17 protein-coding genes are annotated in these 21,302 nt (G+C 69.5%); 8 read left to right on the top strand and 9 right to left on the bottom strand.

Annotated elements, in window-relative coordinates; genetic code table 11:
- Positions 1–331: 331 nt before the first annotated feature.
- Both AB0E69_RS01540 and AB0E69_RS01535 read right to left on the bottom strand, forming a co-directional pair.
- On the bottom strand, positions 332–1,792 hold the full coding sequence (locus AB0E69_RS01540; protein WP_360137762.1) for an NAD-dependent succinate-semialdehyde dehydrogenase: 1,461 nt from the start codon (positions 1,790–1,792) through the stop codon (positions 332–334).
- Between the two features lie 34 nt (positions 1,793–1,826).
- Complete coding sequence (locus tag AB0E69_RS01535; RefSeq protein ID WP_360137759.1) at positions 1,827–2,900, bottom strand: MsnO8 family LLM class oxidoreductase; 1,074 nt, start codon at positions 2,898–2,900, stop codon at positions 1,827–1,829.
- Between the two features lie 478 nt (positions 2,901–3,378).
- Between AB0E69_RS01535 and AB0E69_RS01530 the strand changes: the two genes are divergently transcribed.
- From AB0E69_RS01530 to AB0E69_RS01515, 4 genes are all read left to right on the top strand, one after another.
- Positions 3,379–6,387, top strand: coding sequence for a type 2 lanthipeptide synthetase LanM family protein (locus AB0E69_RS01530; protein WP_360137756.1), 3,009 nt, complete (start codon positions 3,379–3,381; stop codon positions 6,385–6,387).
- Entirely contained in the window at positions 6,384–6,584 is a 201-nt protein-coding gene (locus tag AB0E69_RS01525) for a hypothetical protein (RefSeq protein WP_360137754.1), read from the top strand. The genes AB0E69_RS01530 and AB0E69_RS01525 overlap by 4 nt, the downstream gene beginning before the upstream one ends.
- A 109-nt stretch (positions 6,585–6,693) precedes the next feature.
- Entirely contained in the window at positions 6,694–9,618 is a 2,925-nt protein-coding gene (locus AB0E69_RS01520; protein WP_360137751.1) for an AAA family ATPase, read from the top strand.
- Positions 9,619–9,834: 216 nt separating this feature from the next.
- The gene (locus tag AB0E69_RS01515) at positions 9,835–11,064 is read left to right on the top strand and encodes an ROK family transcriptional regulator (RefSeq protein WP_360137748.1); all 1,230 of its coding nucleotides are present in this window, start codon (positions 9,835–9,837) and stop codon (positions 11,062–11,064) included.
- Here the strand turns inward: AB0E69_RS01515 and AB0E69_RS01510 are convergent.
- From AB0E69_RS01510 to AB0E69_RS01500, 3 genes are all read right to left on the bottom strand, one after another.
- Positions 11,057–11,233, bottom strand: a complete 177-nt coding sequence (locus AB0E69_RS01510) for a hypothetical protein (RefSeq protein WP_360137745.1) — start codon at positions 11,231–11,233, stop codon at positions 11,057–11,059. The two genes, AB0E69_RS01515 and AB0E69_RS01510, sit on opposite strands and share 8 nt — an antisense overlap.
- Positions 11,234–11,445: 212 nt before the next feature.
- Positions 11,446–12,195, bottom strand: a complete 750-nt coding sequence (locus tag AB0E69_RS01505) for an alpha/beta fold hydrolase (RefSeq protein ID WP_360137742.1) — start codon at positions 12,193–12,195, stop codon at positions 11,446–11,448.
- The gene (locus AB0E69_RS01500) at positions 12,192–12,866 is read right to left on the bottom strand and encodes a DUF998 domain-containing protein (RefSeq protein ID WP_360137739.1); all 675 of its coding nucleotides are present in this window, start codon (positions 12,864–12,866) and stop codon (positions 12,192–12,194) included. Before AB0E69_RS01500 ends, AB0E69_RS01505 begins: the two co-directional genes overlap by 4 nt.
- Positions 12,867–12,975: 109 nt before the next feature.
- Here AB0E69_RS01500 and lysX point away from each other — a divergent pair, with 109 nt between their 5' ends.
- Together lysX and AB0E69_RS01490 are read left to right on the top strand one after the other, a co-directional pair.
- The gene (lysX, locus tag AB0E69_RS01495) at positions 12,976–16,332 is read left to right on the top strand and encodes a bifunctional lysylphosphatidylglycerol synthetase/lysine--tRNA ligase LysX (RefSeq protein ID WP_360137736.1); all 3,357 of its coding nucleotides are present in this window, start codon (positions 12,976–12,978) and stop codon (positions 16,330–16,332) included.
- Between the two features lie 343 nt (positions 16,333–16,675).
- Entirely contained in the window at positions 16,676–17,521 is an 846-nt protein-coding gene (locus tag AB0E69_RS01490) for a hypothetical protein (protein WP_360137733.1), read from the top strand.
- Positions 17,522–17,531: 10 nt separating this feature from the next.
- Here AB0E69_RS01490 and AB0E69_RS01485 read toward each other — a convergent pair whose 3' ends face one another.
- From AB0E69_RS01485 to AB0E69_RS01475, 3 genes are read right to left on the bottom strand one after another with little or no spacing between them, the layout of a single operon-like run.
- Complete coding sequence (locus tag AB0E69_RS01485) at positions 17,532–17,966, bottom strand: PIN domain-containing protein (protein WP_360137730.1); 435 nt, start codon at positions 17,964–17,966, stop codon at positions 17,532–17,534.
- A complete protein-coding gene (locus AB0E69_RS01480) occupies positions 17,963–18,199 on the bottom strand; it encodes a CopG family transcriptional regulator (RefSeq protein ID WP_360137727.1) in 237 nt (78 codons plus the stop codon). Before AB0E69_RS01480 ends, AB0E69_RS01485 begins: the two co-directional genes overlap by 4 nt.
- A 21-nt stretch (positions 18,200–18,220) precedes the next feature.
- Positions 18,221–18,805: a hypothetical protein gene (locus AB0E69_RS01475; protein ID WP_360137724.1), complete on the bottom strand. Its 585-nt coding sequence runs from the start codon at positions 18,803–18,805 to the stop codon at positions 18,221–18,223.
- Between the two features lie 179 nt (positions 18,806–18,984).
- Between AB0E69_RS01475 and AB0E69_RS01470 the strand changes: the two genes are divergently transcribed.
- Positions 18,985–19,683, top strand: a complete 699-nt coding sequence (locus tag AB0E69_RS01470) for an alpha/beta hydrolase (protein WP_360137721.1) — start codon at positions 18,985–18,987, stop codon at positions 19,681–19,683.
- On the opposite strand, the gene AB0E69_RS01465 is transcribed toward AB0E69_RS01470, so the two are convergent.
- A complete protein-coding gene (locus tag AB0E69_RS01465; RefSeq protein ID WP_360137718.1) occupies positions 19,658–20,488 on the bottom strand; it encodes a helix-turn-helix transcriptional regulator in 831 nt (276 codons plus the stop codon). The genes AB0E69_RS01470 and AB0E69_RS01465 overlap by 26 nt on opposite strands.
- Positions 20,489–20,591: 103 nt before the next feature.
- On the opposite strand from AB0E69_RS01465, the gene AB0E69_RS01460 reads away from it, so the two are divergent.
- A complete protein-coding gene (locus AB0E69_RS01460; RefSeq protein WP_360137715.1) occupies positions 20,592–21,287 on the top strand; it encodes an SDR family NAD(P)-dependent oxidoreductase in 696 nt (231 codons plus the stop codon).
- Positions 21,288–21,302 lie beyond the last annotated feature (15 nt).

Genomic DNA, 21,302 nt, shown 5'->3' with positions numbered 1-21,302 from the left:
ATTTAGAGGAGTGGCTGGCTTCAGCAGTCGGCCGGAAGTTCGTCTCCGTGCCGCCAGCGCATCAGAATGCAGACCGACAAGTGGTGCTGGCACAAGCCGAGCGTCGGCGGGCGCCGCAAACGCCGGACCAACCGGCCAGAAACTCCAACTCTTCTATTGCGATCGGTCGATGTGCGTTCTGACACGCTGATGTCGCGTAGCTAATCTCAGTCGGTCGCCGAACCCGGCCACCACTCCAAATCTCTCTTCTTCCTCTGATCTTTTCTTTAATCTCTTCCTTGAAGGCCTACTCGAGACTTCTGAATAGCCCTCTTTTTCTCTCTTCCAGAATCTAATCCACGTTGACGGCTACGTATTTTATTTCTAGGTATTCGTCTATACCTACCGCGCCGCCTTCGCGGCCGAGGCCGGATTGTTTTACGCCGCCGAAGGGGGCGGCGGGGTTGGAGACGATGCCTTGGTTGAGGCCGATCATTCCGGCCTCGAGGCGTTCGGAGACGCGGAGGGCTCGGGTGAGGTTTTCGGTGAAGAGGTAGGAGACCAGCCCGAAGTCTGTGTCGTTCGCCATCGCGATCGCCTCGTCTTCGGTTTCGAAGGCGGTCAGCGGGGCGACCGGGCCGAAGATCTCCTCCTTCTGCAGCCGCGCGCTCGCGGGTACGTCGGCCAGCACGGTCGGCTGGTAGAAGTATCCGTTGCCCTCAGCAACCGATCCCCCGGTCAGTGCGCGCGCCCCCTGGGCGATCGCGTCCGCGACCAGGTCGTTCACCTTGTCCCGCTGGGTGCCGTCGATCAGCGGCCCGACGTCGACACCGTCCTCGGTCCCGCGGCCGACCTTCAGCGCGGACATCCGCTCCGTCAGCCGGGCAGCGAACTCCTCCATCACCGACGAGTGCACGTAGATCCGGTTGGCCGCCGTACACGCCTCGCCGCCGTTGCGCATCTTGGCCAGCATCGCGCCCTCGACCGCCTTGTCCAGGTCGGCGTCCTCGAACACGAGCAGCGGCGCGTTCCCGCCGAGCTCCATACTCGTCCGCAGGACCTTCTCGGCGGCCTGCTCGATCAGCTTGACGCCGACCGGGGTCGAGCCGGTGAAGGACAGCTTGCGCGCACGTCCGTCGCGGATCAGCGGCTCCATCACCCCACCCGAGTTGTGCGTCGTGATCACGTTCAGAACGCCCGCCGGCAGACCAGCCTCGGTCATCAGCTCGGCCAGCTTCAGCATCGACAGCGGCGTCTGCGCGGCCGGCTTGATCACCATCGTGCAGCCTGCCGCAACCGCCGGGCCGATCTTCCGGGCGCCCATCGCGGCCGGGAAGTTCCACGGCGTGATCAGCAGGCACGGCCCGATCGGCTGGCGCATGACCAGGAACCGGCCCTTGCCGTTCGGTGCGATCTGGTACCCGCCGTCGATCCGCACCGCTTCCTCGGCGAACCACCGGAAGAACTCGGCCGCGTACGCGATCTCGCCCTTCGACTCGGCCACCGGCTTGCCCATCTCGAGCGTCATCAGCAGCGCGAGCTCGTCGGCCCGCTCGGTCATCAGCTGATAGGTCCGGCGGAGGATCTCGCCGCGCTCACGCGGTGGCGTCGCAGCCCAGTCGGCCTGCGCAGCGACCGCTGCATCCAGCGCGGCCTTCCCGTCGGCCGGGCTGGCGTCGGCAACCTCGGTGAGCGTCTCACCAGTGGCTGGGTCCTCGACCGCGAGGGTCTTGCCGCCCTCGGCCGCGACCCACTTGCCGCCGATGAACAGCTCGGTCGGACACGCCTCGAGGACTTCCCGCTCTGACGCCATGACCCCGCCTCTCGTCTGGTTCGCAGTACCCAGACTAGGCCGTGGCTATCAAGGGTGGCGCGTGCCTCGGGACGGTGCGAATGATGCGGGTCAGGCCGGCCGCGACCGTGCGCAGGATGGACGCGCGGATCAGTCCGTCGAAGGCCAGCGGGACGAGCATGATCTCGTCAGCGGTCGTCGCCGCCACCAGTGTGCCCAGCTCGGACGCGACGGTCGCTCTGGAGCCGACGATGTGACCAGGGTCGTCCAGCAGCCGCTCTGCACGACCACGCTCCCGCCCAGTCAGCGGCGGCTCGAGCAACGCCATCAGCTCGGCCGGTGTGGTCCGTGGGCCGGCCGCGGCGAGCCGCGTCTTCACCCGCACGTACTCCGCAAACCGGATGACCGCCTCCTCCTCCGAGTCAGCCGCCACCACCCCGACCGTGACGGCCAGGTAGGGCTTCGTCGTCGACCCAGTAGGCACGAAATGATCCCGGTACGCCGCTACCGCCGCAGGCGTCATCGCCGCAGCACAGTGATGCGCCAGAAACACCGGCAACCCACGTACGGCGGCCGTAGCGGCAGCACCCGGGTGGTCGGCCACCACGAACACCGGCGTCGGCAGTCCCGCCAGCGAGAGCCGTACGTCGCCCACCGGCGCCCGCCCGGGCAGTCCGTCACGCAGGAACCCGCACAGCTCGTCCAGCCGCTGCGGAAACGTGTCACGGGCCCCGCCCCCGAGCGCAGCCGACGTACTGGCCGCCATGCCGTGCTGCTGGCCCACACCGAGGTCGATGCGGCTCGGGTACGCAGCTGCGAGCGCGGCGAACTGTTCTGCGACCACCAGGGGCTGGTGGGTGGTCAGCAGGAGTCCACCGGCCCCCAGCCGGATCCGGTCCGTCCGCGCGGCGAGGACCGCCGCGAGCACGGCCGGTGCTGCGCCACCGACGCCTCGGACGCCGTGCTGCTCCCCCACCCAGAAACGGCGATACCCGAGGTCATCGGCGGCCTGTGCCACCTCCGCGGTCTCCCGGAGCGCGGCCGCAGCCGACTGACCGGGCAGCTGCGGTACGACGTCCAGCACCGAGTGAGCCGAGACGGGTAGTCCAGGAGCGACAGGGGAAAGCACCTGTTCACGGTGACAGCGGCAGCGGGGTCCGCGCATGGGTGTTCGGCCCCCATGTTCCGGGCGTCGTCCACCCATGCGCGGGTGCCGGTCCAGCGACCGGAAATTGGGGGTGCGGAGCTCTTGCCCGGCCCGTCCGGCAGGAGCATCGTTCCGGGCGTTCCTTCCAGATTTCGCGGACAGAGGAGGCCGGCGACGAGTGCACACACCTAGCTGGGAACCGTAGCGTTCCCGACCGAGCCGGCCGGCCTTCCACCAGAGGCCGATCGGCCGGGAGCTGCTGCCGCGGGGTGGTCAACCCCCAGTCGTCACCCCGCGGCAGGCACCCCGGCCGGTAACGATCAGCCGGCCCGGAACCACCAGCTGACGTCCGGTGACACCGCCCTGTCACCGGCGCGGACAGTCCTGTCCCTGCTCCCGGCCGAAATATGGGGGCCGCTTACCCATGTCTGGACACCTGCCCCGGTGGCAGCCTGTGCGCGTGCTCAACTCTGCGACCGCCGGGCCGGCCCGGACCAACCAGCGCGAGACCTGGTGGTCGGCCGGACTACGCCCGCACGAGTGGACCCACGGACCCGCTCCGGCGTGGGCGGAGTACGTCGAGCGGAGCGTCGAGTCGAGCGTCGAGTCGAGCGCAGCCCTCCAACCGAGCGCGCCTGCCGCCGGTCGAGGCCCTGCAGGGACCGGTGTCACCGGCGGCCACACATCAGGTGGGGCGGCCGGGGCAGCGGGTGGGTCTGACACGGACTGGCGGCAGGCGCTCATGCGCTGCCTGGCACCACTGCTCGACGCGGCCCGGCGGGACCTGGCCGCGGCCGGGCACACCGGCGTACTCACCGAGCAGTTCCTGCAGCGGCTCGGGCTGCGGCTGGTGCGGCTGGCGTCGCGGACGCTGGTGCTCGAGCTCGCCCGCGCGCGGGACCGCGGTGAGCTGGCCGGTGCGACCCCGGCCGACCGTTTTCTGGACTTCACCCACCGGCTCGTCGGAGGGAGCGAGCTGGCGGAGTTCCTGGCCGCATATCCGGTGCTGGCCCGGGTCCTGGGCGAGTCGTGCCGGCAGGGTGTCGAGGGTCACCTCGAGCTGCTGGCGCGACTCGCCGAGGACCGTGAGTCGCTCGTCACCGGACTGCTGGACGGCCGGGACCCCGGCGCGCTGACCGCGATCGATCCCGGGGGCGATCCCCACCGGGGCGGGCGGTGCACCGCGATCCTCACCTTCGCCGACGGGCGGCGCCTGGTCTACAAGCCCAGGCCGCTCGAGCTGCACCGGCACTTCAACGAGTTCGTCGGCTGGCTGACCACAAAGACCGGTCTCGACCTGCGCATTGTCGACCTGGTCACCCGCGACGGCTACGGCTGGCTGGAGTACGTCGTCCACCAGCCGTGCGCGGACCTGGCCGCCGTACGGCGCTTCTACCACCGGCAGGGCGCTCTGCTGGCCTTGCTGTACGTGCTGGACGGCACCGACATGCACTACGAGAACCTGATCGCCGTTGGTGACCAGCCTGTGCTCGTCGACGTCGAGACGCTCTTCCACCCCAGCCACATGCCGGTTGGTGCGTGGAGCCGTGACCCCGCACACCGCACACTCCTCAGCTCGGTCTATCGCACCGCACTGCTGCCGCTGCTGGTCAGCGGAGAGCACGGTGTGGCAGACATGTCCGGGTTCGGAGGTGACGAGGGCAGCGTGGCACCGACGAGCGTGGTCGACTGGGCCGACGCCGGCCTCGACTCGATGCACCTGGTCCGCCGACCGGGTACGACGCATCGTGCGGCCAACCGGCCGTTGCTCGACGGCGCAATGATCGAGCCCCGTGAGCACGAGATCGCTGTACAGGCAGGGTTCCGGGCCGCGTATGAGGCGATTGCCCGGCACCGTCACGAGCTGCTCGCGCTGCTCTCCCAGTGCGCTTCGGACCAGCTCAGGTTCGTACCGCGGAACACCAGCCTCTACACCAGCCTGCTGGACGAGGCCACGCATCCCGATGCGCTGCGGGACGCGGCGGGTCGGAGTCAGCTGCTCGACCTGTTGTGGGACGCCGACGAAACGCTGCATGCGGTCGTCCCGTACGAGCTGGCAGACCTGTGGGCGGGCGACGTACCGCTGTTCACCACACGGCCGGACAGCCGGGATGTGTGGGCGTCTGACGGCACGCGGATCGCTGATGTCCTTGCTACTGAAGGGCTGACCGCGGTCAAGGCCAAGATCGCGAGCCTTGGCGACGTCGACGAGCACCGGCAGCGGTGGCTCATCTCCGCGTCACTCGCCACCCGACCGGAGCCGATCGTCCACAACACAACTGCCATCCGCCAACACCTCGGTGCGAGCGAGGCAGACCCCGAGCGCCTGCTGGCCGCAGCTACTGACATAGCTGACGAGATCGTCGCCCAGGTGATCAGCGAACCAGGCGGCGCGGCCAACTGGCTCGGTCTGGAGCTCCTGGACGACCACCACTGGTCCGTCCGCTCCATGGGCGCGGGCCTCTCCAACGGCTACACCGGTACGGCGCTCTTCCTCGCGCAGGTCGGCGTACTCACCGGCACCTCGAAGTACTGCGACCTGGCGCGCGACGCGATCCGTCCGATCCCACAGCTCCTCGCAGCTCTGGGCGAAGACCTCGAGTCCGCACAGCTCGTCGGACCGGGCTTCCATGGCCTCGGCGGTATCAGCTACGCCCTCAACCGGCTCTGCAGCCTGCTGGGTGATCCCGAGCTCACCAACTGGCTGGCAACGTCACTGGAGCTCACTGAGCAGCTCGTCCCCGACCCGACCGAGTTCCCGACGTACGCCGAGGGTGCGGCCGGCGGACTCGCTGCTATGCAAGCGATTGACGGCCTCCCGGCCGCACAACGCCTGGCCGACCGGTACGCCGACGAACTGGTCGCCGCTGTGGAGCGCGGGCTCCGCGAAGGCCTCCGTGCACCCCAGAGCGGCCTAGCCCGTGGCTACCAAGGCATCGCCTGGTCGCTGGGACAGTACGGCGTACCGGGTGACCGGTACCTGAACGCGGCCCGGACCGCAGCCGACCTGGATCGGCGCGAGGTCCCGGGCGGATATGGCTGGTGCTCCGGCGATGCCGGGACCGCGATGGCCCGGTGGGCGGCCGGCGTACCCGCGGACCTCGACATCTACCTGAGGACCGCAGCAGAACGTCCGGTGCTCGCAGACATGAGCCTGTGTCATGGCGAGCTCGGCGCGGTGGAGTCGCTAGTGTGGCTCGCCGAACGCGAACACCCAGCCGCAGAGGCGGTACGGCGTCGCCGTGCCGGGCTGGTGCTCGCGGCAGTGCAGCAGTACGGACCGCAGTGCGGGACACCCCGAGCCGTGCCGTCTCCAGGCTTGCTGACCGGTCTGGCAGGGATCGGCTACGGGTTGCTCCGGCTGGCGTTCGCCGAACGCGTACCTTCCGTCCTGCTGCTCGAACCAACCACCGGGTCGAGGTGCCCATCACAGCACCGGAACCCACACAGTGACAGGGGAGAAGCATGACCGCCCAGCACCAAGAACCACAGCCCGAAGCCCGGCCCGCCCAAGGCCCGGACCCGATCGGCCCGATCACGTTGCCGACCCGAACCAGGACCGGCGCCCGCGCGCTGGCCCTCGTCGGCACCGTAGGCCTGAGCGCCTTCGCCATCGCAGCCGTCACCGACGGCTGCAGTACCTGGACCACCATCAGCGTGAACTGAGCAGGGTCCAGCGATCGTTTGACTGAAGCGGGTAACCGGCCACGGGGGTGGCCGGTTGCTCAGGTCAAGTACCTGCGCGAGCAGCGATCCGTCGTTACAGTTGGCAATCATGCAGACCCGTTCGCCCAAGGTGGTCGGCAGGAACCCGGAGATCGATCATCTCCAGCACCTGCTGGCTGCTGCCCGAGGTGGCCGCGGGGGTGCGATCTTCCTGACCGGTGAACCCGGTATCGGCAAGAGCCGGCTCGCCGCGCTTGCCACCACCGAAGGCCTCGAGCACGGCATGGCGACGTTGCGCGGCCGGGTCGGCGCGATCGGCACCATGGTCGCGTTTCGCCCGTTCACCGAGGCATTGCTCTCGCTGGTCCGCCGCGGCGAGATGCCGGACACCACCGGCCTCGGTCCGTACCACCAGGTGCTCGGCCGGCTGGTCCCGGACTGGGACGACGGTACGGCGCACAGCACCGCCACCTCACCGGTCGTCCTCGGCGAAGCGGTCCTCCGGCTGCTCGGGCTGGTCGCCGGTGATCGGGGCTGCCTGCTGGTCCTCGAAGACCTGCACGGGTCCGATCCGGAGACGCTGGCGGTCATCGAGTACCTGCTCGACAACCTGGACGACCAGCCGATCGCACTGATCGCGACGCTGCGCTCGGAGGCCTGTCCGGCGCTCGAGCTCGCCAGGCTGTCCGCACAGCGCGGATCGGCGCAGCTGCTCGAGCTGCAACCGCTCGAGCGCGACGAGGTCGGTGAGCTGGCAGCGGGCTGCCTCGAAGTACCGGACACCGGCGTACCGGAGTCACTGGTCGATCGGCTGTGGCACGACAGCGCCGGAATCCCCTTCATTGTCGAGGAACTACTGCAGGAGGCGAGCCGGACCGGGCAGCTGTTGTCGAAAGCCGACGGCAGCGTGCAGGTGGTCGACGGCCTGCACACGAACGTGCCCGCCGCCGTCGTCCGCAGCATCAGCAGCCGCACCGATCAGCTGGGTGCACAGTCCCGCGACCTGCTCGTGCTGGCCGCAGTGATCGGCCACAGGTTCCCGTTGAGCGTGGTGCGCAAGGCAACAGGTACCGACGAACGGCTGCTGCTGGCCACATTGCGCGCCGGACTGGCCGCGCAGCTCGTCGGTCCCGACGAGCCGGTGCCGGACTGGTACGCGTTCCGGCATCCGTTGACCGCCGAGGCCTTGCTGGCCGGCCTGACGCCGACCGAGCGAGCCACGCTGGCGCGACAGTGTGCGGACGCGATCGAGGAACTGCACCCGGGACTGCCCGGTGAGTGGTGCCAGATGGTTGCGGAGCTGGCCGAAACCGGTGGCGACCTGGCCCGCGCCGGCCGGTTGTTCGCGACCGCCGGCCGACGCTCGTTCGGCGAGGGCTCGATGGGTTCGGCGGTGAAGCTGCTGGAGCGCGCGAGCGCCCTGCTGGCGGGCGATCCGGACATCTCCACCCGGGCCGAGGTGCTGAAGTCGTTGCTACTGGCCCTGAGCGAGACCGGACAGTTCGAGACCATCGGCGCGCACGCGCGGACGGTCGAGGAGATGGCCGACCGGAACCTCGACAGCCGCCGGGTCGCGGCCTTGCACGTCCAGCTCGCGAACGCCGAGCAGATGGCCGGACGCTGGGCCGCCGCCCTCACCCACGTCGCGACGGCTCGGACGCTCCTCGGCAAGAATGCCGGGGACGCCGATCTCGCGCCGGTGGACGCGATCGCGGCGAACCTGGAGATGGCCCGCACCAACCCCGGCCGGCTCCGCGCCGCGACCGAGCTCGCGACCCGGGCGGCCGAAGCAGCAGAGCGGGCGAACCTGCCAGAGGTGGCCTGCGAAGCGCTGCACATGCTCGGCATCCTGGCCCGGGAGCACGACCTCGATCGGTCGATCGACTACTTCCACCGGGCCGGAAAGGTCGCCGAGGAACACGGAATGACGTTCCTGCGGGTGTGCTCGCACATCTTCCAGGCCGGCACGATCTGCCTGGCCAACGGGAGCGTTGCCGAGCTCGAGCGGGCCCGCCAGCAGGCGCTGCGGATCGGCGCGATCCCGTTGGTGTACGACATCGACGGAGTGCTCTGCCAGCAGGCCGTCATGCGCGCCGAGTACGACCGGGCAGCCGAGATCATCGACGAGCACCGGGAGGTCATCCGGAGGTTGCGGATGGGCCGCTCGGCGACGTACTTCCTGGTCACCAGGGCGATGCTCGAAGCCCATCAGGGGCGTCGGGCCGCGATGGAGGAGACGTTGGCGGAGGTCGCCAACTGGGGCGGCGAACGCGCGTCGTACGAGCTTCCCATCTCCTACGGCCTTGCTCGGGCGTTCTGTGCGTTGCTCGAGGAGAACAGGGAGTTGGCCGACTCCGACATGGCGCAGGCGCTGGCGTACGACGCGCAGAATCCGACCACCTTCCACACCTCCGGCAAGAACGGGCTGGGGCTGCTGCTCGGTGTGCTGTCCGGGCGGAACGGTTGGGCGCACTTCGAGGCGGTGACCGCGACCGCGGCGAGTGGGATGCGCTGGAACAAGCAGTTCGTTCAGCTGGCGCATGCGGTGCTGCTCGGGCGGGACGGGCAGGTCGAGGCGGCCAACACCAAGGTGCGGGAGGCGATGGAGACTGCGGAGCTGTATCCGTTGCCGAAGCACCTCGGGCTCCGGCTGATCGCCGAGCCGGCGCACGCGGACGGGTGGGGTGAGCCCGTTGCTTGGTTGCGGCAGGCCGAGGACTACTTCCACAACGCCGACGTGCAGGCCGTGGCGAGTGCTTGCCGCAGTTTGCTCCGCCAGCTCGGTGCAACCGTGTCCCAGCGCCGGAGTGGTTCGGAGCAGGTGCCGGCACACCTGCGGCAGCTCGGCATCACCACGCGCGAGTACGAGGTCTGCCGCTTACTGGTGGACCGGATCGGCAACAAGTCGATAGCGTCGCGGCTGCACATCTCGCCCCGAACGGTCGAGAAGCACGTCGCCAGTCTGATGACGAAGACCCGGCAACCGGACCGGGAGGCACTGAGCAGTTTCGCCCGGACCGTGCTCCCCGACTGACAGTTCCTATCCCGGTCCTGTCCCCGGTCGTACGCCGGTACCGCGCCCGGTACTGGTTCGGGGCCGATTCCGGGTCGGGTGCGTGTGCTGGCACTGCCGGTGCCGGATGGGTGATAGTTGTCGACTCACGCACCGGCGCCGCCCGGCGGTGTAACGAACCAGTATTTACGAACGCTCGCTATCTATACTGGGTGAGTGGCAGGCAAGGGGTCGGACATGAGCAAGGGAACGGTCGGCGGCGGCGGAACGACGATGCTGCGGCGGATCAATGTCGCCTCGGTCCTGGATGCGGTACGCCGTTCCGCGCCGGCACCGCTGCGCGTCGCCGAACTGGTCGAGCGGACCGGTCTGGCCAGACCGACGGTCGCGCAGGCCGTCGACGAGCTGCTGGACGCCGGCTGGCTGCAGCAGCACGGCCCGGATTCCGCGGACCGATCGCTCGGCCGACCGGCCATCCGCGTGTCGCTGCGCGGCCGCGCGGCGCCGGTGCTCGGGCTCGACGTCGGCCCGCACCGGGTGACCGTAGGCGTCTCCGACCTGGCTGGTCGCAAGCTGTCCCTGGTACGCCGCTCCGGCCCGGGCTGGACCGCGCAGGAGCTGCTCGGCGTGATCAGTGAGGTCATCACCGAGGCCCTGGCCGAGGCGGAGGTGCCGGCCGAGGACGTGGCGGCTGCTGTCGCCGCGAGCCCCGGCATCGTGGACGAGCACACCGGACGCGTTCAGCTGGTCCCGTCCGTCCCCGGCTGGTCTGCCATCGACCTGATCAAGCATGTCCGTGGCCTGCTCGACTGCCCGGTCATGCTCGACAACGACGCCAACCTGGCCGCTCTGGCCATCGCAGCTGCCCGCGGCGGCACTGGCACGCTGCTGGCGGTTCAGTGGGGTGAGCGGCTCGGTGCCGGCATCGTCATCGACGGACGGCTGCACCGAGGCACAGGTGCCGCCGGTGAGATCGGCTTCATCGCTACCGATACAGACGACGTGATCAACCCGGAGGACAGCCGCGGCCCGCTGGAGCGTGCGGTTGGCTCGGAAGCCATCGCCGCGCTGGGCAGGCAGGCTGCGCTGGACAACCCGCAGTCCCGGCTGGCCGAGCTGGGCGGTGAGCAGCTCGACACCGCCGACGTCTTCGCGGCAGCGGCCGAGCGTGACCCGGTGGCGCAGGCCGTCGTACAGCAGGTCGCTCGGGCGTTCGCTCGCGCGTTGGCACCCGCCGTGCTCGTGCTGGACCCGACCGCTGTGGTGATCGGTGGCGGTGTGGCCCGCGCCGGCGCCGTACTGCTGGACGCGATCTCGGATCAGCTACGGCTGCTGACGCTCAACCACCCGAAGCTGGAGCTGTCCGCGCTGGCTGAGGACGCGGTGGTCACCGGCGCCATGCGGATGGCGCTGGACGAGGTGTGGCAGCGCAAGCTGCCGACGCCGGCGATGACCAGCACTACCTAGCCACCACTGGTCCGCTGACCAGCTTCACACCGGGCTCGCCGCACCAGCAGGTGTAGGCGAGCTCGTACACGACCTGTCCGGCCAGATCGACGCGCCGGTCCAGGCCGGTCACCATGCTCATCGGCAGCAGCGACCGCCGGTCGCAGGCCGAGCACGTCACGACGATCATCGCGGGCCCCACGACGGGTAGTGGCGGTTGACGTACAGCCGCCAGATCGCTGTGCAGTGGTCACGGACATCGTCCAGGAACCATCTCCACCGTAAAGCCCGACTCACCTGCATGCGCTCACTCATTGTGCACATCCACTACGGAAGGATACTGCCACGACTGTTTCAGTAGAATGAGCGTACGCCAGCGCCCCGGGCACAGCGGAAGGGGGTTCAGCTCAGCGCGGCAGCGGCGATGGCGTCGGGACGGTCCAGGTGCACCAGGTGAGCGGCGTCGGGCAGGACCTCGACGGTCGCGCCGAGGACCTCGGCCAGCCGGCGCGAACCCGCCAGCCAGCTCCTGGCGGTCGGTCGCGAGGTGCCGCCGGTCGCGACCAGCATCGTCGTCGGCGCGATCGTGCCGACCGGTCCGGCCGTCAGTTTCGCCACCTCGGATGCGATCACCCAACTGCCCGCGAGCTCGGTCCAGAACAGCAGCCAGGCGGTCGGAGCGCCGTACCGCTCCCTGATTGTTGCCTTAGACAACGAATCGTGGTGGGAGATGCTGCCGATCCGGGTCACCAGCCAGCGGAGCGCGCCCGCGGTCAGTCGCGGCAGGCCGATCCGCCCCAGCGACGTGGTGATCGACCGGAGGATCCGGTCCGCGCGGGTCCCGGGGTAGAAGACGCTCCACCCGGTCTCAGAGGTCAGGCTGGTGTCGACCAGGACCAGCTTCCGCACCTCGAGCGGCCGGGTCAGGGCCCAGCGCAGGACGACCAGTCCGCCGATCGAGTGCCCGATCAGGCCGACTTCCGCGTCCGGTGCCAGCCCGGCCGCGGCGCGCAGCGCGTCGACGTCCGAGGCGAGCGGCGTACGCCACGGGTCGAGGACGCGGACGTCCGCGTCCGGCAGCAGCTCGACGACCCGGCCGAACTCCTCCGGAGTCTCGGCCAGGCCGGGCACCACGATCCACGTCAGGCTCATCGAAGCCAAGCTTGCCTCAGACCTGGTAACAGCACCGCCAGCAACAGGCAGACGAGAACCACCGAGACCCGCTGCAGGATCCCCGGGGCGTGCAGCTCGTCACCGGTCAGCACCTCCAGCCCGGTCTTGACCCCGAGCCACACGTTCGTCACCGCCACCCCGGCCGCGAGTACGGCGACCAGCCTGCCGAGCGCGCCGCCCCAGCCGAACCGTCGCAGGACGAGCACCGAGAAGATGCCCAGGGCAATCGTGCCCAGACCGGCGAGGGTGGACGTCGCCTCGTGCACGAAGAGCGCGAACCCGTCCTGCCCGCTCGACTCCGCCGCGCGGCAGGCCGCACTGATCGACGGCGCGCAGTCCATCGGCGAGAGCGAGTCGAAGAGCGTCCCGATCGCGAAGACCGCCGTACTGATCAGCAGGCCGGCCACGTCCCGGTGCCGACGCGCCGCCGGCCGGGCCAGCAGTACGGCGATGACGAGCAGGACGGCGGTGGCCAGGTCCATACCGCGCGCGTACAGGCTGGTCGCCTGGTCTTTCGCGCCGAGCTCGCTGAGGAACGAGTTGCGGACGTCGAGCGGGAAGCCGGCCGCGATCTCGAGGAGCAGGCTGCAGTAGAGCACGCCCGCGGCAATCATCAGGTTGCGGACGAGGCGGTAGGGCACCAAGAACATACTGGCCAGCGTTTCACAGCAACCTAAGTCTTGGCTGTGGCGTCAACTGTACTGTCAGGGTGGTGCTGGGTACACCGAAGTCTCAGGGAACAAGTGGGATGATCGGCTGGTGCGGTCGGAACAGCAAGCAGTGATTCCCGTGTGGCAGCACCGGGCCGCGGTCTGGGTCGGCCGGGTCGTTGTCGCAGCCTCGGTGTGGTCGTTCTTCGCCATCCCCTTGCACTTCTTCGCGCCGGTGCTGGTGAAACGCGTCGACATCGCGTTCGACTTCGTCGGCATCCCGGCCGGGCACACGATCCTGCCGGCGGTCTACCTGGCCGTCGTCGGTAGTGCCCTGCTGCGCGGCAAGCGAGCCGCGCTGCTGTGGGTGCTGTGGGTGTTCGAGGGGCTGTGGCTGCTCGGCCTGACCGGGTACATCGCCTTCGCCACCGTCCTGCTGAGCAGTCCGAACGACAAGGACCTGCTGTCCGACCTCGACCGCGACCCGGTGTCGAGCCTGGAGTGGGCGATCGTCCAGTGGTTCGTCGTCGCCGCGCTGATCGTGCTGCTGTGGAAGATCCGCGGCGCGTTCCCGGCCCGGCTGGCGCCCGGTACCCGCCGGCTCGCGGTCGGTGCGCTGGTGCTCGGTCTGATGGTCTCGGTCGCGGTCAGTGTCACGCTGACCCAGGTCTTCCCCCGCACGCTGTCCGGCCAGCGGCAGAAGATCGGCTGGGCCGTCGTCGCCGCGCTCGGCCAGTCGCGCAGCAAGATGGGCGGCCACGAGGGCCACGGCTGGATCGGCCTGACGGTCGGCGCGATCTCGACGGCCTCGCTGGTGATCGCGTTCTGGATCTTCCTCCGCTCGGTCCGCCGGGTGCGGTACCTGACCCAGCCCGAGGAGTTCGAGGTACGGCGGCTCCTGCTCCTGCACGGCGAGCGCGACTCCCTCGGGTACTTCGCCACTCGCCGGGACAAGGCGGTGATCTTCGCACCGGGGAACGACGCCGCGATCGCGTACCGGGTGGTGAACGGCGTCAGCCTGGCCAGTGGGGATCCGCTGGGTGATCCGGTCGCCTGGCCGGGCGCGATCCAGCGGTGGCTCGACGAAGCCCGGCGGTACGGGTGGTCCCCTGCGGTGCTGTCGGCGAGCGAGGAGGCCGCACACGCGTACGTCGATGCCGGCCTGCGGGCGCTGGCGATGGGCGACGAGGCGATCATCGACGTGGCGGATTTCACACTCGAAGGCCGGACGATGCGTCCGGTGCGGCAGGCAGTCACGCGGGTGCAGCGGGCCGGGTACCACGCGGAGGTCGTGCGGCACGGTGACCTGTCGCCGGAGACGCTGGCGGAGTACGTGCACCTCGCCGAGCGGTGGCGGGGGGCGCGGACCGAGCGTGGGTTCTCGATGGCGCTCGGGCGGCTGGGCGACCCGGCCGACGCGCGCTGCGTGATGGTGATCGCGCGGGACTCCGAGGGGACGGTCCGCGGTCTGCTGTCGTTCGTACCGTGGGGGGTGCGCGGCGTCTCGCTGGACCTGATGCGGCGCGACCCCGAGTCCGCGAACGGGCTGATGGAGTTCATGGTCACGTCCCTGGTCGACGCGTGCGGCGACCTCGGCGTACACCGGATCTCGCTGAACTTCGCGATGTTCCGGGAGATCTTCAGCGACGCGGAGAGGGTCGGCGCCGGCCCGGTGCTGCGGTTGACGAACGCGCTGCTCACCGCCGGTTCGCGGTTCTGGCAGTTGGAGAGCCTGTACCAGTCGAACGAGAAGTACCTGCCGCGGTGGTCCCCGCGCCTGATGTGCTACTCGCGGGGCGCATCACTCGCCCAGGTCGTGCTCGCGGCCGGTACTGCGGAGGGCTTCCTCCCCGCACCGCGTCCGTGGACCCGCGTCGACAGCGCGGAAGCGGCGGAGCGGCACTCGATCATGACCGCCGACGGTGGTGCGTTCGCTGCCGCCGTACGGGCGCAGGAGGTCGAGCTGCTGCGGCCGGTGCTGCCGGAGCGCAAGCTCACCGAGCAGGAGCAGATCCGGCGGACCAAACTCTCCGAACTCGTTGCCGCAGGCATCGAACCGTACCCGGTCAGCGTGCCGCGGACGGAGACGCTGGAGCGCGTCCGCGAGCTGTACCCGAACCTGGCGCCCGATCACCACACCGGGCACACGGTGTCGGTGACCGGCCGCGTGATGCGGATGCGCGACCACGGTGGTCTGGCGTTCGCCCAGCTGCAGGACGGCCTGGCGCAGTTGCAGGTGATGCTGACCGCCGAGGACTGCGGCGACGTACCGCTGGACCAGTGGCGGCGGCTGGTGGACATCGGGGACCACGTGAGCGTCACCGGCGAGGTCGTGACGAGCCGGCGCGGCGAGCTGTCGATCGCGGCGACCTCGTGGGTGATGGCGGCGAAGTGCCTGCACCCGTTGCCGGACAAGCGAAAGGGGTTCACCGACCCCGAGGCGCGGGTGCGGCAACGGCACATCGACCTGGTGATGAACCCGGACTCGCTGCGGATGATGCAGCAGCGCAGCGCGGCCGTGCGGGCCTTGCGGAACGGGTTCGAGACGCGCGGGTTCATCGAGGTGGAGACGCCGATGCTGCAGGCGGTGCACGGCGGCGCGAACGCGCGGCCGTTCGTCACGCACATCAACGCCTACGACACCGAGCTGTTCCTGCGGATCGCGCCGGAGCTGTTCCTGAAGCGGCTGAGTGTCGGCGGGATGGGCAAGATCTTCGAGCTCAACCGCAACTTCCGCAACGAGGGTGCGGACGCGACGCACAACCCGGAGTTCACGTCGGTCGAGGCGTACCAGCCGTACGCCGACTACCACGTGATGCGCGAGCTGACCCGCGAGCTGCTGATCGAGACGGCGACCGCGGTCTTCGGCAAGCCGGTGGTCCGGCGGCCGGACGGCGACCTGGACATCTCCGGCGAGTGGCCGATCATCACGGTCCACGACGCGGTCGGCAAGGCCGTCGGTGAGTCGCTGAGCCCGGACACCCCGGTCGAGCGGTTGCGCGAGCTGTGCGCGGAGCACGGCGTACACACGACCTTCGAGATGAGCGCCGGCGAGCTGGTGCTCGAGCTGTACGACGAGCTGGTCGAGCCGAACACCACGCTGCCGACGTTCTACACCGACTTCCCGCTGGAGACGTCGCCGCTGACCCGCACGCACCGCTCCGAACCACGCCTGGCCGAGCGCTGGGACCTGGTCGCCTTCGGCGCCGAGATCGGTACGGCGTACTCCGAGCTGGTCGACCCGGTCGAGCAACGCCGCCGCCTCACCGAACAGTCCATGAAGGCCGCGGCCGGCGACCCCGAGGCGATGTCGCTGGACGAGGACTTCCTCTCCGCCCTCGAGTACGCCATGCCCCCGACCGGCGGCCTCGGCATCGGCGTCGACCGGGTGATGATGATGCTCACCGCCCAGAACATCCGCAGCACCCTCGCCTTCCCCTTCGTCCGCCCGGCAGCACGCGACTGAGAAGCTCGAGTTCCGTTAAGACACGAGCGTTTGCTCGCCTCTTCTTGGTCGCGCCGCTTACCCTTGCCGCGGACGGGTGAGGGGTTGTCTCCCGATCCCGCGCCGTAGCGAGCATGTGCTCGGTGCGGTGCATCGGCGCGGGGGAGCGAAGGTCTCGATGCGGAGCATCGTGGCCTTTGCTCCCGTGCGGCGAGGTGCCGTGCCGAGTGCAGCGCAGTAGGCGCGGGATCGGGAGACAACCCCTATGGGCGACCTGGGGGTTTTGGGGATGCGGCGCTGGGCTGCGCTATGGGTGGGTGTTGGACTGCTGACCGGTTGTGGTGGGGGGCCGGGTCCGAGTCCGGTGGCTGAGTCGACGCCGACGAGCAGTACGACGTCAGCGCCGGCGCCGGCGTCTTCGGTACCGCCGGCGGGGCCGTTGGGGTCGGCGGCGTACCAGGCTGAGCTGGCCAGGATCGACCAGGTGCTGGCGAAACCGGCGCAGGCGTTGACGCGCGTCCGCACGGCCGAAGGGCTGACCGAGGCGATGGGCACGCTGGCGACCACCATGAACACCGTCGCGACCCGGCTGGCGGATCTGCAGGTCACATCCCGGCTGACCGCCGTCCACCAGTTGCTGCAGGAGCGGCTCGGGGTGGCAGCCACGACCCTCGGCAAGTCGGACGAGGCGGAGGAGAACGCGCGGTGCGGCGGGGCGGCGTACACCTCGCAGAAGATCCAGCGGCAGCTGCTCGCGGACCTGGCCGGCGCGTTGGAGCCGATGGAGCGGCTCAAGCTGAAGTTCGGCAGCACGCTGCCCGACCCCGGGCCGGCGCCGAAGCTGGAGACTCCGTCGAGCGGCGAGATCCTGGTCCGCAAGGGCCCCGAGGGGACCGGGCGGCTCAAGCTCACGAACGGTACGGCGAAGGACGTCGCGGTCTCGATCGTCACCGAGGGCAAGCCGCCGGGCCAGCCGCAGCTGCTCGTCTACCTCCAGGCGACCAAGTCGACCATGATCGACCGCATCGGCGGGGCCTACCAGATCTACTTCAAGAGCGGCTCGGAGTGGAACCCCGACCGCAAACAGTTCAGCGCAAACTGCGCATTCCAAAAGTTCGACCAAACCTTCGGCAAGAACCAGGGCTGGCAGGTCAACCTCCAACCAACCCCCGGCGGCAACGCCAAAACCACCGAGGTCGAAGCCTACTAAGCCTGGTCTCCTACAGGTCGTCGGGCAGCAGCCGGAACGCCTTGTGTGGGGTGAGCGGCCGCAGCGCACGGAAGTCGCGGCGGTCGAGCGTGAGTACGGCGTCGGTCCGGTAGTCGGCCGCCAGGGCAACACTGATCGCATCGGCGAGATCGAGGTCCAGATCGGCGTACCGGCTCATCACCGCGAGCCCGGTCGCCAGCGTCTCCGCGCCGATGTCCGGCACCTGGAACCGCATCCTCCGAACCTGCGCCAGCAGTAGCTCATGAATCGTCGACCTGGCCGCGCTGCCAAGCCGCGCACGCGCCAGATGGTCGACTTCGGCAAGAACCAGCGGCGAGAGAACTACTGTTCCGGCGTCTTGCAGGACCTGTCTGCACAGCGGACCCTCAGGTGCCTTGCGATCGAACGCTGCGATGATTCCTGAGGTGTCGGCGACGACGATCACCGGTCGGCGCGACGGGTGATCTCGGCCCGGATCTCGTCGTTGGTCACCGGTTCGCCGCTGCCGTCGAACGTGGGCCAGTCCAGCGGCTCGTCCCAGACCCGGTTCGCCATCGCAGCCAGGTGGATGCCCTCACGGATGATCTCCGCCTCCGGGATCCCACGCCGGCGCGCCGCATCCTTGATCAGCGCCAGATCCTCTGGATCGGCGTACACGTTCGTGCGCTTCATCGACATGTACCAACCCTAACACCTGTACTACAGGCCGAGGCCGTGGAGGAGTTTGTTCAGGGCGTTGGTTAGGCCGGTGGGGTGGTTGGGGGTGGAGGGCGGTGTGGTGGGGGTGCTGGGGGTGGTGGGTGGGTTGGTTGTGGGGGTGGCGGTGGGGTTTGGTGGGGGTGGGAGGGTGCGGGTTGTGGGTGGGAGTTGGGTGGCTGGGGGCGGGGTGTGGTGGGACTGTTCGACGAGTTCCGGGGTGGGGACGGTGGTGGTCTCGGGGATGGTGGAGGTGGGCGGGAGGTAGCTCTCGCCGGGGGTGGTGGTGGTTCGGGGTAGCTCGGTCGGTGGGGGTGTGGAGGGCGCGACCGGGGTGGCGGTTGGGCTGTTCGTGAGGTTGGGGACGGTCGGGGTAGGGCGACCCGGCTGCAGGCCGGCGACCGGGGAGGCGGGTTTGGGGCCGCCGCCGAGGAGGGGGAGGAAGTACGGGCGGGGGCCGCCGAGGAGCGCAATCACGGCGAGGACGGCGTACGCGAGCAGCAGGACAGCGGCGCCGGCGGCGACCTGCTTCCAGAGGCGGGGGTTCTGCCAGGGCGGCGTTCCGGCCGAGGCAGAGATCGGTCTCACAAGTCCCGCAGGTTAGCGGTTGACGAGGCGCTTCAAACAGTTCTTGGAAGAAATTCCACGTCAAACCGAAATCCCCGGACAACGCGGTACCACTTACGCGTCCGTAGCAATGCGGTGAGTTAGCTGACGACGCGCCGACTTCCCGGCACCCCGGCCAGGTCAGCTGTCAGCCTGCTCTCATGACGAACCTCGTGCTCCTGCACGGCCTCGGCGCCAACGCCCACATCTGGGACACCTGGCCGGAGCCGAACACGGCACCCGACCTCCCCGGCCACGGCGACGCCCCGAGCCTTCCGTCGTACACCTTCGCCGGCATCGCCACTGCTGTCGCCGAGAGCCTCGCGGTACGCCGTGACCTCCGCATCGTCGGCCATTCCCTTGGTGGCGTGATCGCCCTGGAGCTCGCGAGCGGACGGTACGGCATCGACGTCACCCGGGTCGTCGCCCTCGGAGTCAAGGTCGCCTGGTCCGCCGACGACCTGGCCCGCGCTCACGCCCTGGCCGCTAAGCCGGTCACCTGGTTCGACACCCGCGAGGACGCCGCAGCCCGCTTCCTCAAGGTCTCCGGCCTCCAGGGACTCGTAGACCAGGCCGCCGCCGTGGTCGACCACGGGCTGCGCGAGCAAGAGGGCCGCTGGCGTCTCGCCATGGATCCAGGGACCTTCGGCGTCGGGGCACCGGACATGCCCGCGCTGGTCGCCGCCTGCCGAGCCGAGCTGATCCTTGCGCGCGGTGAACGCGATCAACTGAACACCGACGCGGAGCTTCGAACACTCCATGATCAAGTGATCACCCTGCCTGGCCTCGGCCACAACGCTCAGGTCGAGAACCCGGCCGCGGTCGCGGCACTCCTTACGTCAGCGCCTGCAGGCCGATGACGGAGAGCAGCCGAAGCTTCTCGGCGGCGTCGGTTCCCGGAGCCGCCGTGTAGACGACCAGTCGCAGGTCGCTGCCCGGCACCGCCAGGACGTCGCAATCGATCGCAAACGATCCGACCTCGGGATGGTTGATCGTTTTTCGCTCGCTCTGGTGAAAACCGATCACCGGGTCGTCCCACAGCCGCGCGAACTCGGCGTACCCATCCCGCAGGTCCGCGACCAGCGCGATCAGCTCCGGATCGCGCGGGTACCGGGCCAGCGCGGCCCGCAGATCGGTCACCATCGCGATCCGGAACTGCCGCCGCTGCTCGTCCGTCTGGACCACACGATCACCCTGCGCCGCATAGTGCCGCCAGATGATGTTCCGCTCCCGGCCGCGCCAACTGGACGGGTCGCCGATCACCGCCGCGAACAACGGGTTGCAGGTGATCAAGGTCCACGCCGCGTCGCAGACGCACAGCGGCGCACCGTCCAGCTGGTCCACGATCCGTTGCACGCCAGGCGGGATGTACGCCGACATCCGCCCCGGCGACGGCTCGACCTCACCCGCCAGCACGAAGAGATGGTTGCGCTCGGCATCATTCAGCCGCAACGCCCGGGCCAGCGCGGTGAGCACCTGCACCGACGGCGAGTCCGATCGGCCCTGCTCGAGCCGGACGACATAGTCCACCGACAGCCCGGCCAGCTGGGCAAGCTCCTCCCGCCGCAACCCGGGCGCCCGGCGCCGCCCACCCGAAGGCAGGCCGGCCTCGGCCGGCGTCACGCGATCCCGCCATGCGTGCAGCGTCCGCCCCAGCTCACTCATGCCCCCAGTATTGCGCCCGACCATGGCCACAGCCTGGTACTGCGATTCCCTAGGACACCGCGGGTGCTGCCTAGCTGCCGGACCGCGGGCCAGAGTGGAGGTCATGACCACGACACTCATCACCGGAGGCAACAAGGGCCTCGGCTACGAGACCGCACGCCGCCTGATCGAAGCCGGACACACCGTGTACATCGGTGCTCGCGACCCGCAGCGCGGCAAGCAGGCCGCTACCGACCTCGGCGCGCACTACCTGCCGCTCGACGTCACCAGCGACGAGTCCGTCGCCGCGGCCGCGGAGCAGCTCGACCATCTCGACGTACTGATCAACAACGCCGGCATCCCCGGCCCGCGCAAGACCGTCCCGGAGCTGACCGCGGACGACTTCCACCAGGTCTTCGACCTCAACGTCTACGGCCCGGTCCGGATGATCCACGCGTTCCTCCCGCTGCTCGAGCGCAGCGCCAACCCCGTCATCGTGAACGTCTCCAGCGGCCTCGGTTCGATCGCCACCGCCGTCGACCCCGAGGCGCAGACGGCGACCGTCCCGGTCTGGGTGCCGACCCCGGTGTACGGCGCCTCGAAGGCGGCCCTCAACATGCTGACCGTGCAGTACGCGCGCCAGCTGCCCAACCTGCGGATCAACACCGTCGACCCCGGCTACACCGCGACCGACTTCAACGCCAACAGCGGCTACCAGACGGTCGAGGAGGGCGCCGACATCATCGTCCGGCTGGCGATGATCGACCAGTCCGGACCGACCGCGGAGTACCTGAGCCTGCACGGCACCGTGCCCTGGTGACCGGGGGTGATCGAA

The sequence above is a fragment of the Kribbella sp. NPDC026611 genome (assembly GCF_040638345.1).
Taxonomy (GTDB): domain Bacteria; phylum Actinomycetota; class Actinomycetes; order Propionibacteriales; family Kribbellaceae; genus Kribbella.
Note: the sequence above shows the minus strand (reverse complement) of the source record. Positions and strands in the feature narration are given on the sequence as shown.

Excerpts from the sequence above, each read along its gene's own strand:
- AB0E69_RS01540 (WP_360137762.1), bottom strand. The coding sequence starts at position 1,792 with ATGGCGTCAGAGCGGGAAGTCCTCGAGGCGTGTCCGACCGAGCTGTTC.
- AB0E69_RS01525 (WP_360137754.1), top strand. The coding sequence starts at position 6,384 with ATGACCGCCCAGCACCAAGAACCACAGCCCGAAGCCCGGCCCGCCCAA.
- AB0E69_RS01520 (WP_360137751.1), top strand. The coding sequence starts at position 6,694 with ATGCAGACCCGTTCGCCCAAGGTGGTCGGCAGGAACCCGGAGATCGAT.
- AB0E69_RS01515 (WP_360137748.1), top strand. The coding sequence starts at position 9,835 with ATGAGCAAGGGAACGGTCGGCGGCGGCGGAACGACGATGCTGCGGCGG.
- AB0E69_RS01510 (WP_360137745.1), bottom strand. The coding sequence starts at position 11,233 with ATGATCGTCGTGACGTGCTCGGCCTGCGACCGGCGGTCGCTGCTGCCG.
- AB0E69_RS01505 (WP_360137742.1), bottom strand. The coding sequence starts at position 12,195 with ATGAGCCTGACGTGGATCGTGGTGCCCGGCCTGGCCGAGACTCCGGAG.
- AB0E69_RS01500 (WP_360137739.1), bottom strand. The coding sequence starts at position 12,866 with ATGTTCTTGGTGCCCTACCGCCTCGTCCGCAACCTGATGATTGCCGCG.
- AB0E69_RS01480 (WP_360137727.1), bottom strand. The coding sequence starts at position 18,199 with ATGTCGATGAAGCGCACGAACGTGTACGCCGATCCAGAGGATCTGGCG.
- AB0E69_RS01470 (WP_360137721.1), top strand. The coding sequence starts at position 18,985 with ATGACGAACCTCGTGCTCCTGCACGGCCTCGGCGCCAACGCCCACATC.
- AB0E69_RS01465 (WP_360137718.1), bottom strand. The coding sequence starts at position 20,488 with ATGAGTGAGCTGGGGCGGACGCTGCACGCATGGCGGGATCGCGTGACG.
- AB0E69_RS01460 (WP_360137715.1), top strand. The coding sequence starts at position 20,592 with ATGACCACGACACTCATCACCGGAGGCAACAAGGGCCTCGGCTACGAG.